This window comes from Pseudomonas kurunegalensis (assembly GCF_030291635.1).
GTDB classification, from domain to species: Bacteria; Pseudomonadota; Gammaproteobacteria; order Pseudomonadales; family Pseudomonadaceae; genus Aquipseudomonas; species Aquipseudomonas monteilii.
Map to the genome: position 1 here is coordinate 1,845,946 of NZ_CP127871.1, position 13,473 is coordinate 1,859,418.

General features: G+C 62.4%; 9 protein-coding genes. 8 read left to right on the forward strand and 1 reads right to left on the reverse strand.

Annotated features, from left to right (window positions below):
- The first annotated feature begins 96 nt into the window (after positions 1 to 96).
- The gene (locus QQ992_RS08330; RefSeq protein ID WP_119370792.1) at positions 97 to 4,962 is read left to right on the forward strand and encodes an NAD-glutamate dehydrogenase; all 4,866 of its coding nucleotides are present in this window, start codon (positions 97 to 99) and stop codon (positions 4,960 to 4,962) included.
- Positions 4,963 to 5,298: 336 nt separating this feature from the next.
- Here the strand turns inward: QQ992_RS08330 and ppsR are convergent, their stop codons facing one another.
- On the reverse strand, positions 5,299 to 6,117 hold the full coding sequence (gene ppsR, locus QQ992_RS08335) for a posphoenolpyruvate synthetase regulatory kinase/phosphorylase PpsR (protein ID WP_016714844.1): 819 nt from the start codon (positions 6,115 to 6,117) through the stop codon (positions 5,299 to 5,301).
- A 179-nt stretch (positions 6,118 to 6,296) separates the two neighbouring features.
- Here ppsR and ppsA point away from each other — a divergent pair, with 179 nt between their 5' ends.
- From ppsA to sigX, 7 genes are all read left to right on the forward strand, one after another.
- Positions 6,297 to 8,672, forward strand: a complete 2,376-nt coding sequence (gene ppsA / locus QQ992_RS08340; RefSeq protein ID WP_025754479.1) for a phosphoenolpyruvate synthase — start codon at positions 6,297 to 6,299, stop codon at positions 8,670 to 8,672.
- 101 nt (positions 8,673 to 8,773) lie between these two features.
- Positions 8,774 to 9,766 carry an alpha/beta fold hydrolase gene (locus QQ992_RS08345; RefSeq protein ID WP_286112984.1) on the forward strand — a complete coding sequence of 331 codons (993 nt, stop codon included), beginning with the start codon at positions 8,774 to 8,776 and terminating at the stop codon, positions 9,764 to 9,766.
- Between the two features lie 219 nt (positions 9,767 to 9,985).
- Positions 9,986 to 10,477 (forward strand): ribonuclease E activity regulator RraA, encoded by a 492-nt coding sequence (gene rraA, locus QQ992_RS08350; RefSeq protein ID WP_016714847.1) that lies wholly within the window; start codon positions 9,986 to 9,988, stop codon positions 10,475 to 10,477.
- 27 nt (positions 10,478 to 10,504) lie between these two features.
- The gene (locus QQ992_RS08355; RefSeq protein WP_286112985.1) at positions 10,505 to 11,500 is read left to right on the forward strand and encodes a zinc transporter ZntB; all 996 of its coding nucleotides are present in this window, start codon (positions 10,505 to 10,507) and stop codon (positions 11,498 to 11,500) included.
- Between the two features lie 87 nt (positions 11,501 to 11,587).
- Positions 11,588 to 11,860 carry a hypothetical protein gene (locus tag QQ992_RS08360; protein WP_014591816.1) on the forward strand — a complete coding sequence of 91 codons (273 nt, stop codon included), beginning with the start codon at positions 11,588 to 11,590 and terminating at the stop codon, positions 11,858 to 11,860.
- A 2-nt stretch (positions 11,861 to 11,862) separates the two neighbouring features.
- Positions 11,863 to 12,687 carry a mechanosensitive ion channel family protein gene (locus QQ992_RS08365; RefSeq protein ID WP_286112986.1) on the forward strand — a complete coding sequence of 275 codons (825 nt, stop codon included), beginning with the start codon at positions 11,863 to 11,865 and terminating at the stop codon, positions 12,685 to 12,687.
- A 113-nt stretch (positions 12,688 to 12,800) separates the two neighbouring features.
- Entirely contained in the window at positions 12,801 to 13,367 is a 567-nt protein-coding gene (sigX, locus tag QQ992_RS08370) for an RNA polymerase sigma factor SigX (protein ID WP_003248665.1), read from the forward strand.
- The last annotated feature ends 106 nt before the right edge of the window (positions 13,368 to 13,473 follow it).

A 13,473-nucleotide genomic window follows, 5' to 3' on the forward strand; every position in this document is an offset into this window, starting at 1 on the left:
TACCGTCCGCCTTGCCACGGGTTGGCTATCGTTGATCCGTACACGGCGCACGCAGCGACGCTTCAACTATTACAAAGCCCAAGCGGAGTACCACAGATGGCGTTCTTCACCGCAGCCAGCAAAGCCGACTTCCAGCATCAACTGCAAGCGGCCCTGGCGCAGCACATCAGCGAACAGTCCCTGCCACAAGTGGCGCTGTTCGCCGAGCAGTTCTTCGGCATCATCTCTCTGGACGAACTCACCCAGCGCAGGCTTTCCGACCTGGCCGGCTGCACCCTGTCAGCCTGGCGCATCATCGAACGTTTCGACCCCGAATACCCGCAAGTGCGGGTGTACAACCCTGATTATGAGCGCAACGGCTGGCAATCGACCCACACCGTGGTCGAGGTGCTGCACCACGACCTGCCGTTTTTGGTCGACTCGGTGCGTACCGAGCTCAACCGCCGTGGCTACAGCATCCACACCCTGCAGACCACCGTGCTCAGCGTGCGCCGTGGCGCCAAGGGCGAGCTGCTGGAACTGCTGCCCAAGGGTACCCAGGGCGAGGGCGTGCGCCACGAGTCGCTGATGTACCTGGAGATCGACCGCTGCGCCAATGCCGCAGAGCTGACCGTGCTGGCCCGCGAGATCGAGCAGGTGCTGGCTGAGGTGCGGGTGGCAGTTGCCGATTTCGAGCCGATGAAGGCCAAGCTGCGTGACGTGGTGGCCGAGGTGGAACAGACCGCCTTCGGCCCGGCGCAACACGAAAAGGGCGAGGTCAAGGCCTTCCTCGAGTGGCTGCTGGACAACCACTTCACCTTCCTGGGCTATGAAGAGTTCACCGTCAAGGGCGACGCCGATGGCGGCCAGATGGTTTACGACGAGCAGTCGTTCCTCGGCCTGCCGCGCCGCCTGCGCGTGGGCCTGACGGCCGAAGAGCTGCGCATCGAAGACTACGCCGTGGCCTACCTCAATGAGCCGCTGCTGCTGTCGTTCGCCAAGGCCGCGCTGCCCAGCCGCGTGCACCGCCCGGCCTACCCGGACTACGTGTCGATCCGCCAGCTGGACGCCGATGGCAAGGTCATCAAGGAACACCGCTTCATGGGCCTGTACACCTCGTCGGTGTATGGCGAAAGCGTACATGCCATCCCTTACATCCGCGTCAAGGTAGCCGAAGTCGAGCGCCGCTCGGGCTTCGATCCCAAGGCTCACCTGGGCAAGGAACTGGCCCAGGTGCTGGAAGTGCTGCCGCGCGACGACCTGTTCCAGACGCCGATCGACGAGCTGTTCACCACCGTCATGGCGATCGTGCAGATCCAGGAGCGCAACAAGATCCGCGTGTTCCTGCGCAAGGACCCGTACGGCCGCTTCTGCTACTGCCTGGCGTACGTGCCGCGGGAGATCTACTCCACCGAAGTGCGACAGAAAATCCAGCAAGTACTGATGGAACGCCTGAAGGCCAGCGACTGCGAGTTCTGGACCTTCTTCTCCGAATCGGTGCTGGCCCGTGTGCAGCTGATTCTGCGGGTAGACCCGAAAAACCGCATCGACATCGACCCGCAGCAGCTGGAGCGCGAAGTCATCCAGGCCTGCCGCTCGTGGCATGACGATTATTCGACGCTGGTAGTGGAGAACTTCGGCGAAGCCCAAGGCACCAACATCCTCGCCGATTTCCCCAAGGGCTTCCCGGCCGGCTACCGTGAACGCTTTGCCGCGCACTCGGCCGTTGTCGACCTGCAGCATGTGCTGAGCCTGTCGGAAAGCAAGCCGCTGGCCATGAGTTTCTACCAGCCGCTGACCCAGGTGGGTGAGCGCATCCTGCACTGCAAGCTGTACCACGCCGACACCCCGCTGGCGCTGTCCGACGTGCTGCCGATCCTGGAAAACCTCGGCTTGCGCGTGCTGGGCGAATTCCCGTATCGCCTGCGCCATGCCAGTGGCCGCGAGTACTGGATTCACGATTTTGCCTTCACCTACAGCGAAGGCCTGAGCCTGGATATCCAGCAGCTCAACGACACCCTGCAGGACGCCTTCATCCACATCGTGCGTGGCGATGCCGAGAACGATGCCTTCAACCGTCTGGTACTCACCGCGGGCCTGCCTTGGCGTGACGTGGCGCTGCTGCGCGCTTACGCCCGTTACCTGAAGCAGATCCGCCTGGGCTTCGACCTGGGTTACATCGCCAGCACCCTGAACAACCACACCGACATCGCCCGCGAGCTGACCCGGTTGTTCAAGACCCGCTTCTACCTGGCGCGCAAGCTCACCCAGGACGACCTCGACGACAAGCAGCAGCGCCTGGAGCAGGCCATCCTGACCGCGCTCGACGACGTGCAGGTGCTCAACGAAGACCGCATCCTGCGGCGCTACCTGGACCTGATCAAGGCCACCCTGCGCACCAACTTCTATCAGCCGGATGCCAACGGCCAGAACAAGTCGTACTTCAGCTTCAAGTTCAACCCCAAGCTGATCCCCGAACTGCCCAAGCCGGTGCCCAAGTTCGAAATCTTCGTTTATTCGCCTCGGGTCGAGGGCGTGCACCTGCGCTTTGGCAACGTCGCCCGTGGCGGCCTGCGCTGGTCTGACCGTGAAGAAGACTTCCGCACCGAAGTGCTGGGCCTGGTCAAAGCCCAGCAGGTGAAGAACTCGGTCATCGTGCCGGTCGGCGCCAAGGGCGGCTTCTTGCCGCGCCGCCTGCCACTGGGCGGTAGCCGGGACGAGATCGCCGCCGAAGGCGTGGCGTGCTACCGCATCTTCATTTCCGGCCTGCTCGACATCACCGACAACCTCAAGGACGGTGGCGTGGTGCCGCCGGCCAACGTGGTGCGTCACGACGATGATGACCCGTACCTGGTGGTGGCGGCCGACAAAGGCACTGCCACCTTCTCCGACATCGCCAACGGCATTGCCATCGACTACGGCTTCTGGCTGGGCGATGCCTTTGCCTCGGGCGGTTCGGCCGGTTATGACCACAAGAAGATGGGCATTACCGCGCGCGGCGCCTGGGTGGGCGTGCAGCGCCACTTCCGCGAGCGCGGCATCAACGTGCAGGAAGACCCGATCACCGTCATCGGCGTGGGCGACATGGCCGGCGACGTGTTCGGCAACGGCCTGCTGATGTCCGACAAGCTGCAACTGGTGGCGGCGTTCAACCACCTGCACATCTTCATCGACCCCAACCCCGAGCCTGCGTCCAGCTTTGCCGAGCGCAAGCGCCTGTTCGACCTGCCGCGTTCGGCCTGGAGCGACTACGACACCAGCATCATGTCTGAAGGTGGCGGCATCTTCCCGCGCAGTGCCAAAAGCATCGCCATCAGCCCGCAGATGAAAGAGCGCTTTGCCATCGAGGCCGACCGCCTGACCCCGACCGAGCTGCTGAACGCGTTGCTCAAGGCGCCGGTCGACCTGCTGTGGAACGGCGGTATCGGCACCTACGTGAAGGCCAGCAGTGAAAGCCACGCCGATGTCGGCGACAAGGCCAACGACGCGCTGCGGGTAAACGGCAACGAACTGCGCTGCAAGGTGGTGGGCGAGGGTGGCAACCTGGGCATGACCCAGCTTGGCCGGGTGGAGTTCGGCCTGAACGGCGGCGCCACCAACACCGACTTCATCGACAACGCCGGTGGCGTGGACTGCTCCGACCACGAGGTCAACATCAAGATCCTGCTCAACGAAGTGGTGCAGGGTGGCGACATGACCGAGAAGCAGCGTAACCAGCTGCTGGGCAGCATGACCGACGAAGTCGGCAACCTGGTGCTGGGCAACAACTACAAGCAGACCCAGGCGCTGTCGCTGGCGGCCCGCCGCGCCCGCGAGCGGATTGCCGAGTACAAGCGCCTGATGGCCGACCTGGAAGGCCGTGGCAAGCTGGACCGCGCCATCGAGTTCCTGCCGTCCGAAGAGCAACTGGCTGAACGCCTGGCTGCCGGCCAGGGCCTGACCCGCGCCGAGCTGTCGGTGCTGATCTCGTACAGCAAGATCGACCTCAAGGAGCAACTGCTCAAGTCGCTGGTGCCGGACGACGACTACCTGACCCGCGACATGGAAACCGCCTTCCCGCCTTCGCTGGTCAGCAAGTTCGCCGAAGCCATGCGCCGCCACCGCCTGAAGCGCGAAATCGTCAGCACCCAGATCGCCAACGACCTGGTCAACAACATGGGCATCACCTTCGTCCAGCGCCTGAAGGAGTCGACCGGCATGAGCCCGGCCAACGTGGCCGGGGCCTATGTGATCGTGCGCGACATCTTCCACCTGCCGCACTGGTTCCGCCAGATCGAGGCCCTGGACTACCAGGTGCCGGCAGAAATCCAGCTCACCCTGATGGACGAGCTGATGCGTCTGGGCCGCCGTGCCACCCGCTGGTTCCTGCGTAGCCGCCGTAACGAGCAGGACGCCGGGCGCGACACCGCGCACTTCGGGCCGAAGATCGCGCAGTTGGGGCTCAAGCTGGACGAGCTGCTGGAAGGCCCGACCCGCGAACGCTGGATGGTGCGTTACCAGAGCTTTGTCGACGCCGGTGTGCCGGAGTTGCTGGCGCGCATGGTGGCCGGTACCAGCCACTTGTACACCCTGCTGCCGATCATCGAAGCCGCCGACGTCACCGGCCATGAGCCGGCGCAGGTGGCCAAGGCGTTCTTTGCCGTGGGCAGCGCGCTGGACCTGACCTGGTACCTGCAGGAAATCAGCAACCTGCCGGTGGAAAACAACTGGCAGGCCTTGGCCCGCGAAGCGTTCCGCGATGACATCGACCTGCAGCAACGGGCAATCACCATTTCGGTACTGCAGATGGCCGATGCACCGGAAGACATGGACGCCCGCGTGGCGCTGTGGGCCGAGCAGCACCGGGTGATGGTGGAGCGTTGGCGCGCCATGCTGGACGACCTGCGCAATGCCACGGGCACCGACTATGCGATGTACGCGGTGGCCAACCGCGAGCTGGTCGACCTGGCCATGAGCGGGCAGGCGGCGGTGGTGCCGTCCTGAGTCTTGCGGTGAGGTAAAACAAAGCCCCGGCAGTGATGCCGGGGCTTTTGCTTGTATGACTTGAGATTTTTGGGAGGCGCAAATCGAGCGCCGCCCGCGCGGCGCATCGCGAGCAAGCTCGCTCCTACATTTGTTTCTGGCCAATGAGTTCTGTGCCAAACGCGCGCGGCCCCTTGGCGTCCACCTCAATATCGTGATGAACAAAGAAGGCTGTCGCGCGCGCTGGCACAGGCGTTACTGGCCGGAAACAAATGTAGGAGCGAGCTTGCTCGCGATGCGCCGCGCGGGCGGCGCTCGATCTCAATGGAGACAAAAGGGGTGTGGCGAGCACCCTCCCTACTTGAACCGCCGCTCCACCCCTTTCTCCACCAGAATCTTCGCCGAAATCTCTTCCACCGAAAAATGCGTGGAATTGATATTGGGAATGTTCTCCCGACGGAACAGGTTCTCCACCTCGCGCACTTCGAACTCGCACTGGGCAAAGCTGGAATAGCGGCTGTTGGGCTTGCGCTCGTGGCGGATGGCGGTGAGGCGATCGGGGTCGATGGTCAGGCCGAACAGCTTGTTGTGGTGCTTTTTCAGCACCGCCGGCAGCTGCAGGCGCTCCATGTCGTCCTCGGTGAGCGGGTAGTTGGCGGCGCGGATGCCGAACTGCATGGCCATGTACAGGCAGGTAGGGGTCTTGCCGCAACGCGACACGCCCACCAGAATCAGGTCGGCCTTGTCGTAGTAGTGGGTACGCGCGCCGTCGTCGTTGTCCAGGGCGAAGTTCACCGCCTCGATGCGTTCCATGTAGTTGGAGTTACCGCCAATCGAGTGCGATTTACCCACGGAATACGACGAATGGGCGGTCAATTCCTGCTCGAGCGGGGATAAAAATGATGAAAAGATGTCGATCATGAAGCCATTCGACGTCGCCAGGATCTCACGGATGTCCTGATTGACGATGGTGTCGAAGATGATCGGGCGCACCCCGTCACGCTCGGCGGCGGCGTTGATTTGCTGGACCATGGTCCGTGCTTTGTCCGGCGAATCGATGTACGGGCGGGTAAATTTGTTGAACGGAATGCTCTCGAATTGCGCGAGCAAACTCTGGCCCAGGGTTTCGGCAGTGATACCGGTGCCGTCGGAGATGAAGAACGCGGTTCGTTTCATTTGCGATCTGGGCCTTAAGCTGATGACGTTTCTTGGATATGATAAGTTCGGTTTGCCGAATGCGGCTGTCGGCATTCTCACTTATTTTCCAGGTACAGGCCACAAACGCCCGGCCAAGTCACAGAAGACAGGCGGGCGCCTTTTTGAGCTTTTCCAACACAGTTAGTGGAGAGATCACCTTGGTAGAGTACGTAGTTTCCCTCGATAAGCTCGGCGTCCATGATGTGGAGCATGTGGGGGGCAAGAACGCATCCCTGGGCGAGATGATCAGCAACCTTGCGGGTGCTGGTGTATCGGTGCCGGGCGGCTTTGCCACTACGGCGCAGGCGTACCGCGATTTTCTCGAACAGAGTGGTCTCAACGACCGGATCCATGCCGCGCTCGACGCGCTGGACGTGGATGACATCAATGCCCTGACCAAGACCGGCGCGCAGATTCGCCAGTGGGTCATGGAAGCCGAGTTCCCTGCGCGTCTGGATTCGGAAATCCGAACCGCCTTCGCCGCTATGGCCGCTGGCAACGACAACATGGCGGTTGCCGTGCGCTCCTCGGCCACTGCCGAAGACCTGCCGGACGCCTCGTTCGCCGGCCAGCAGGAAACCTTCCTCAACATCCGTGGCGTCGACAACGTGATCCGCGCGGCCAAGGAAGTGTTCGCCTCGCTGTTCAACGACCGCGCCATCGCCTACCGCGTGCACCAGGGCTTCGACCACAAGTTGGTGGCCCTGTCGGCTGGCGTGCAGCGCATGGTCCGCTCCGAAACCGGCACTGCCGGCGTCATGTTCACCCTCGACACCGAATCGGGCTTCCGCGACGTGGTGTTCATCACCGGCGCCTACGGCCTGGGTGAAACCGTGGTGCAGGGTGCGGTCAACCCTGACGAATTCTACGTGCACAAGAACACCCTGCAGGCCGGCCGCCCGGCCATCCTGCGCCGCAACCTGGGCAGCAAGGCCATCAAGATGGTCTACGGCGAAGAAGCCAAGGCCGGCCGTTCGGTCAAGACCGTGGAAGTGGACCGCGCCGAGCGCGCACGCTTCTGCCTGAGCGATGCCGAGGTCAGCGAGCTGGCCAAACAGGCCATGATCATCGAGCAGCACTACCAGCGCCCGATGGACATCGAGTGGGCCAAGGACGGTGACGACGGCAAGCTGTACATTGTCCAGGCCCGCCCTGAGACCGTGAAGAGCCGTTCCAGCGCCAACGTCATGGAACGCTACCTGCTGAAAGAAAAAGGCACCGTGCTGGTCGAAGGCCGTGCCATCGGCCAGCGCATCGGCGCCGGCAAGGTGCGCGTGATCAACGACGTTTCGGAAATGGACAAGGTCCAGCCGGGCGACGTACTGGTTTCCGACATGACCGACCCGGACTGGGAACCGGTGATGAAGCGCGCCAGCGCCATCGTCACCAACCGCGGCGGCCGTACCTGCCACGCGGCGATCATCGCCCGTGAGCTGGGCATTCCGGCCGTGGTCGGTTGCGGCAACGCCACCCAGGTGCTCAAAGACGGCCAGGGCGTGACCGTGTCCTGCGCCGAAGGCGATACCGGCTTCATCTTCGAAGGCGAGCTGGGCTTTGACGTCAAGCAGAACTCCGTCGATGCCATGCCGGAGCTGCCGTTCAAGATCATGATGAACGTCGGCAACCCGGACCGCGCCTTCGACTTCGCCCAGCTGCCCAACGCCGGTGTCGGCCTGGCGCGCCTGGAGTTCATCATCAACCGCATGATCGGTGTGCACCCCAAGGCACTGCTGAACTATGCCGGCCTGCCTGCCGACCTGAAAGACAGCGTCGACAAGCGCATTGCCGGCTACAACGACCCGGTCGGCTTCTATGTCGAGAAACTGGTCGAAGGCATCAGTACCCTGGCGGCGGCCTTCTACCCGAAAAAGGTCATCGTGCGCCTGTCGGACTTCAAGTCCAACGAGTACGCCAACTTGATCGGCGGCAAGCTGTACGAGCCGGAAGAAGAAAACCCGATGCTGGGCTTCCGTGGCGCTTCGCGTTACATCAGCGAATCGTTCCGTGACTGCTTCGAGCTCGAGTGCCGTGCCCTCAAGCGTGTGCGCAACGAAATGGGCCTGACCAACGTCGAGATCATGGTGCCGTTCGTACGCACCCTGGGCGAAGCCAGCCAAGTGGTCGACCTGCTCGCCGAAAACGGCCTGGCCCGTGGCGACAACGGCCTGCGCGTGATCATGATGTGCGAACTGCCGTCCAACGCCATCCTGGCCGAAGAGTTCCTGGAGTACTTCGACGGCTTCTCGATCGGCTCCAACGACCTGACCCAGCTGACCCTGGGCCTGGACCGTGACTCGGGCATCATCGCCCACCTGTTCGACGAGCGTAACCCTGCTGTCAAGAAGCTGCTGGCCAATGCCATCGCCGCGTGCAACAAGGCCGGCAAGTACATCGGCATCTGCGGTCAGGGCCCATCGGACCACCCGGACCTGGCCAAGTGGCTGATGGAGCAGGGCATCGAAAGCGTGTCGCTGAACCCGGACTCGGTACTCGAAACCTGGTTCTTCCTGGCCGAAGGCCAAGGCGCGGCCTGATGCAGTAAAACGCGGGGGGACGTCTGGCGTACCCCCGCCTGGTTTTTTCCAGGGCGAGTTCCAGCAATGGATCCCGCCCTTTTTTGTGCACCAAGCAACCTATGCAAAGCAGCAGCACTCTATTCCCCGTGGCCCTGCTCAGTGCCGAGCGCCGCGGCGACCTCAGCGAAGACGTGTACCGGATCAAGGCTGGCAACGGCCCGGACCCCAGCGTCGAGCTGGCCATCACCCGCCTGGGGCTGGCCGACCATGGCCGTGCCCAGGGTGTGCCGGTCATTCTCCTGCACGGCAGTTTTTCCAACCGGCGTTTCTGGTATTCGCCCAAAGGTATTGGCTTGGGCGCGTACCTTGCCCGTGCCGGTTTCGATGTGTGGATCCCGGAAATGCGCGGTCACGGCCTGTCGCCACGCAACCATGCCTGGCAGCACAACAGCGTTGCCGCCTATGCCCGTGATGACCTGCCACTGATTGCCGCGTTCGTGCGCGAGCAGTCGGGCCAGGCGCCGCACTGGGTTGGCCATTCCTTGGGCGGCACCACCCTGGTGGCGGCGCTTGGGGGTGGTTTCCTGGGTGCCGAACAGGTGGCCAGCGTAGCGCTGTTCGGCACCCAGATCAGCCGTGTCTACTGGCCGTTGAAGGTGCCACCGCTGGTGTGGGGGGCGAAGCTGGTGCTCAAGCGCTGGGGGCAGATATCCGGGCCACGCTTCAAACGTGGGCCGGAAGACGAGCCGATTGGCCTGGCGTTGGAAAGCATGCGCTGGCATGGCCTGTTCGGGCGCTTTGGTGACAAGAAGCACGACTGGTGGGCGGGGCTGGCAGAGGTGGATGTGCCGCTGCTGGCGGTGGCCGGCGCGGGGGACTTCCAGGACCCGGTGTGGGCCTGCCGCAAGCTGTTCGAGCAGTTGGGGGGCGAGCGCAAGCAGTTCCTGCGGCTGGGGCGTGAGGAAGGTTTTGATGCCTTTGGGCATGTCGACATGCTGGTGAGCAAGGCTGCACAGGTGCAGGTGTGGCCGATGGTGGAGCGCTGGTTGCGTGACCCGTTGCTGCCGGTGCATGAGTCCACGGTGGCTCGGGAACCTTTGCCGGTCAGTTGATTTTGCAGTGCCTGTCATGGCCCTATCGCCGGCAAGCCAGCTCCCACAAGTACTCCACAGGCCTTGAGGGCAGTGGGGTACTTGTGGGAGCTGGCTTGCCGGCGATAGGGCCGGTACAGGATGAATACAAATGACTGCCTGGTCCCGGGTGACTGCGACAGCCTCCAAGGTGTAGCCTTGGCCGATACCCGCTTTCGTTGTGACTGACAGGAGCTTCCCATGCAGCATTACGTAACGCCCGACCTGTGTGACGCCTACCCCGACCTGGTACACGTGCTGGAACCCATGTTCAGCAATTTTGGCGGCCGCGATTCGTTCGGCGGCCAGATCGTCACCATCAAGTGCTTCGAGGACAACTCGCTGGTCAAGGAGCAGGTCGAACTCGACGGCAAGGGCAAGGTCCTGGTGGTCGATGGTGGTGGTTCGCTGCGCCGTGCGCTGCTGGGCGATATGCTTGCGGAAAAAGCCGCCAAAAACGGTTGGGAAGGCCTGGTGATCTATGGCTGCGTGCGTGACGTCGATGTGCTGATCCAGACCGACGTCGGCGTGCAGGCCCTGGCCAGCCACCCGATGAAAACCGACAAGCGTGGTATCGGTGACCTCAATGTGGTGGTGACCTTCGCCGGCGTTACCTTCCGCCCGGGCGAGTACGTGTATGCCGACAACAATGGCGTACTGGTTTCGCCAAGCCCGCTGAAAATGCCGGAGTGATGCGCCCCACGCGCTGATGGAGCTTTGATGTTCGAGGAAGACAACGCGCAGTGGGGGCTGGTGCATGCCCTGGTGCTCGATGGTAAAGGTGGCGCGCGCTCGATTGCCCGTACCGAACTGGACAGCTTGCAACTGCAACCGGAGCAGAGCCTGTGGCTGCACTGGGACCGCAGCCATCCGCAAACCCGTACCTGGCTGCTGCATGACAGTGGCCTGAGCGAGTTCGCCTGCGAGCTGCTGCTGGAAGAAAACACCCGGCCGCGCCTGCTGCCCATGGCAGACGAACAGCTACTGCTGTTCCTGCGCGGGGTCAACCTCAACCCGGGTGCCGAGCCCGAAGACATGGTTTCGGTACGTATTTTCGCCGAGGCACAGCGGGTCATCTCGTTGCGCCTCAGGCCGTTGCGTGCCAGTGACGAAGTTCTCCAGCAACTGGAGCAGGGCAGGGGGCCGAAATCGGCCTCCGAACTGTTGCTGTTGATGGGCGAACTGCTGACGGAAAAGGTTCAGGGCCTGGTGAGTGATCTGGCCGAACTGGTCGACCTGGAAGAAGAAAAGGTCGAAACCGACGAGCGGTACACCCCTGAGCATGGCAGCCTGCAGCAGATCCGCCGTCGTGCCGCCGGCCTGCGCCGCTTTCTTGCCCCGCAACGGGAAATCTACGCCCAGTTGTCGCGCAGCAAATGGAGCTGGTTCGCCAATGCCGACGCCGATTACTGGAACGAGCTCAATAACAGCCTGATCCGCTACCTCGAAGAACTGGAGCTGACCCGCGAGCGCGCTGCGCTGGTGCTGGAAAGCGAAGACCGGCGGCGCAGTGAGCGGATGAACCGCACCATGTACCGCTTTGGCATCATCACCTGCATCTTTCTGCCCATGAGCTTCATCACCGGGCTGCTGGGCATCAATGTCGGCGGTATTCCGGGGGCGGATAACCCGTTGGGCTTTCTGTTCGCCTGCATCGTCGTGCTGGGGCTGGCGGTGGGGCAGTGGTGGCTGTTCCGGCGGTTGCGATGGGTTTAGGTGTGCATTTTGAAACATTCGTACCAATGGGATGTGTGACCCATTGCCCGGCCATCTCGTCTCTTGCTGACACTGCGCGAGGTGCCCATGCACGATCCGTTTGAAGAATCCCTGCGCGACCTGCTCAAGGCGTCACCCTCCGGCAATGACCGGGACGACCGGGACGACGCCGCTTGCCTGGGTCGCGTACTGAAAACCGCCAACCGCCAGGTTGGCGCGGGTGATCTGTTCAGCCTGCTTGGCCGCTGGAGCCAGGCGCTGCTCATCGCCGTCAATAATGGCTCGGCGCATGTCGCGCCGGTGCGTCGACACTCTTCCCGCAACGCTGCCACCGGCAGCAAAGCAGATAAGGCCGATTGAATATGGAACTCGATCTCTGGACCCAGAGCCTGGTCACCGCAATGACTGCCCTTTGGACCAAGGTAGCGAACTTCATCCCCAACCTGTTCGGCGCGCTGGTCGTGGTGCTGCTCGGTTTTGTGGTGGCCAAGCTGCTCGACACGCTGTTGTCCAAGCTGTTGGCCAAGTTTGGCCTGGACCGCCTGATGGCCGGCACCGGCCTCACCAAGATGCTTGGCCGAGTCGGCATTCAGGTGCCGATCTCGACCCTGATCGGCAAGATCGTCTACTGGTTCGTGCTGCTCGTCTTCCTGGTCTCGGCCGCCGAGTCGCTGGGCCTGGAGCGGGTGTCGGCCACCCTCGACATGCTCGCCCTGTACCTGCCCAAGGTGTTCGGCGCGGCCTTGGTGCTGCTGGCCGGCGTGCTGCTGGCACAGGTGGCCAATGGCCTGGTGCGCGGCGCTGCCGAAGGCATCGGCCTGGAATACTCGGCAGGGCTTGGGCGTATTACCCAGGGCCTGGTGATCATCATCAGCATCTCGGTGGCCATCAGCCAGCTGGAGGTGAAAACCGACCTGCTGAACCACGTTATCGTCATCGGGCTGATTACCGTTGGTCTGGCCGTTGCCTTGGCCATGGGCCTTGGCAGCCGCGAAATCGCCGGGCAGATCCTGGCCGGCATTTACGTGCGCGAGCTGTATCAGGTCGGCCAGCAGGTGCGGATTGGAGAGGTTGAAGGGCACATCGAGGAAATCGGCACGGTCAAGACAACGCTGCTGACCGATGATGGCGAACTGGTGTCGCTGTCCAACCGCGAGTTGCTCGAGCAGCGTGTCAATAGCCGCTAACCGCACAAAAGCTGTTAATGTATGCCGCCGCGAAATTCGACCCACGGGGTCGCGCGGCGACATTGACCTGACTGTCGGCCAGATCCGTTTTGAATAAAGTTCATTCGCCGCCCATGCGTTATGACCCCCGCGAGCTCACCGACGAAGAGTTGGTGGCGCGTTCGCATGAGGAGCTGTACCACGTTACCCGCGCCTATGAAGAGCTCATGCGGCGCTACCAACGGACCCTGTTCAACGTCTGTGCGCGTTATCTGGGGAACGACCGGGACGCGGACGATGTCTGTCAGGAAGTGATGCTGAAAGTGCTGTACGGCCTGAAGAACTTCGAAGGTAAATCCAAGTTCAAGACCTGGCTCTACAGCATCACCTACAACGAGTGCATTACCCAGTACCGCAAGGAGCGCCGTAAACGCCGGTTGATGGATGCCTTGAGTCTGGACCCTGTCGAAGAGGCGTCCGAAGACAAGGCCCCGAAGCCGGAAGAAAAAGGCGGGCTGGACAAATGGCTGGTGCATGTGAACCCGATTGACCGGGAAATTCTGGTGCTTCGTTTTGTCGCAGAACTGGAATTTCAGGAAATTGCCGACATCATGCACATGGGCCTGAGCGCGACGAAAATGCGCTACAAGCGCGCGCTAGACAAGCTTCGGGAGAAATTTGCCGGCCTCGATGAAACTTAGTGGCGTGCAAATATCTCTAACGAATCGGCGAGTTCTGCTAGACTTGCCGTCGAGTTGTCCCCCGTGTTTGTGGTGGGACTGCTTAACTATCACCAGATGGGGATTT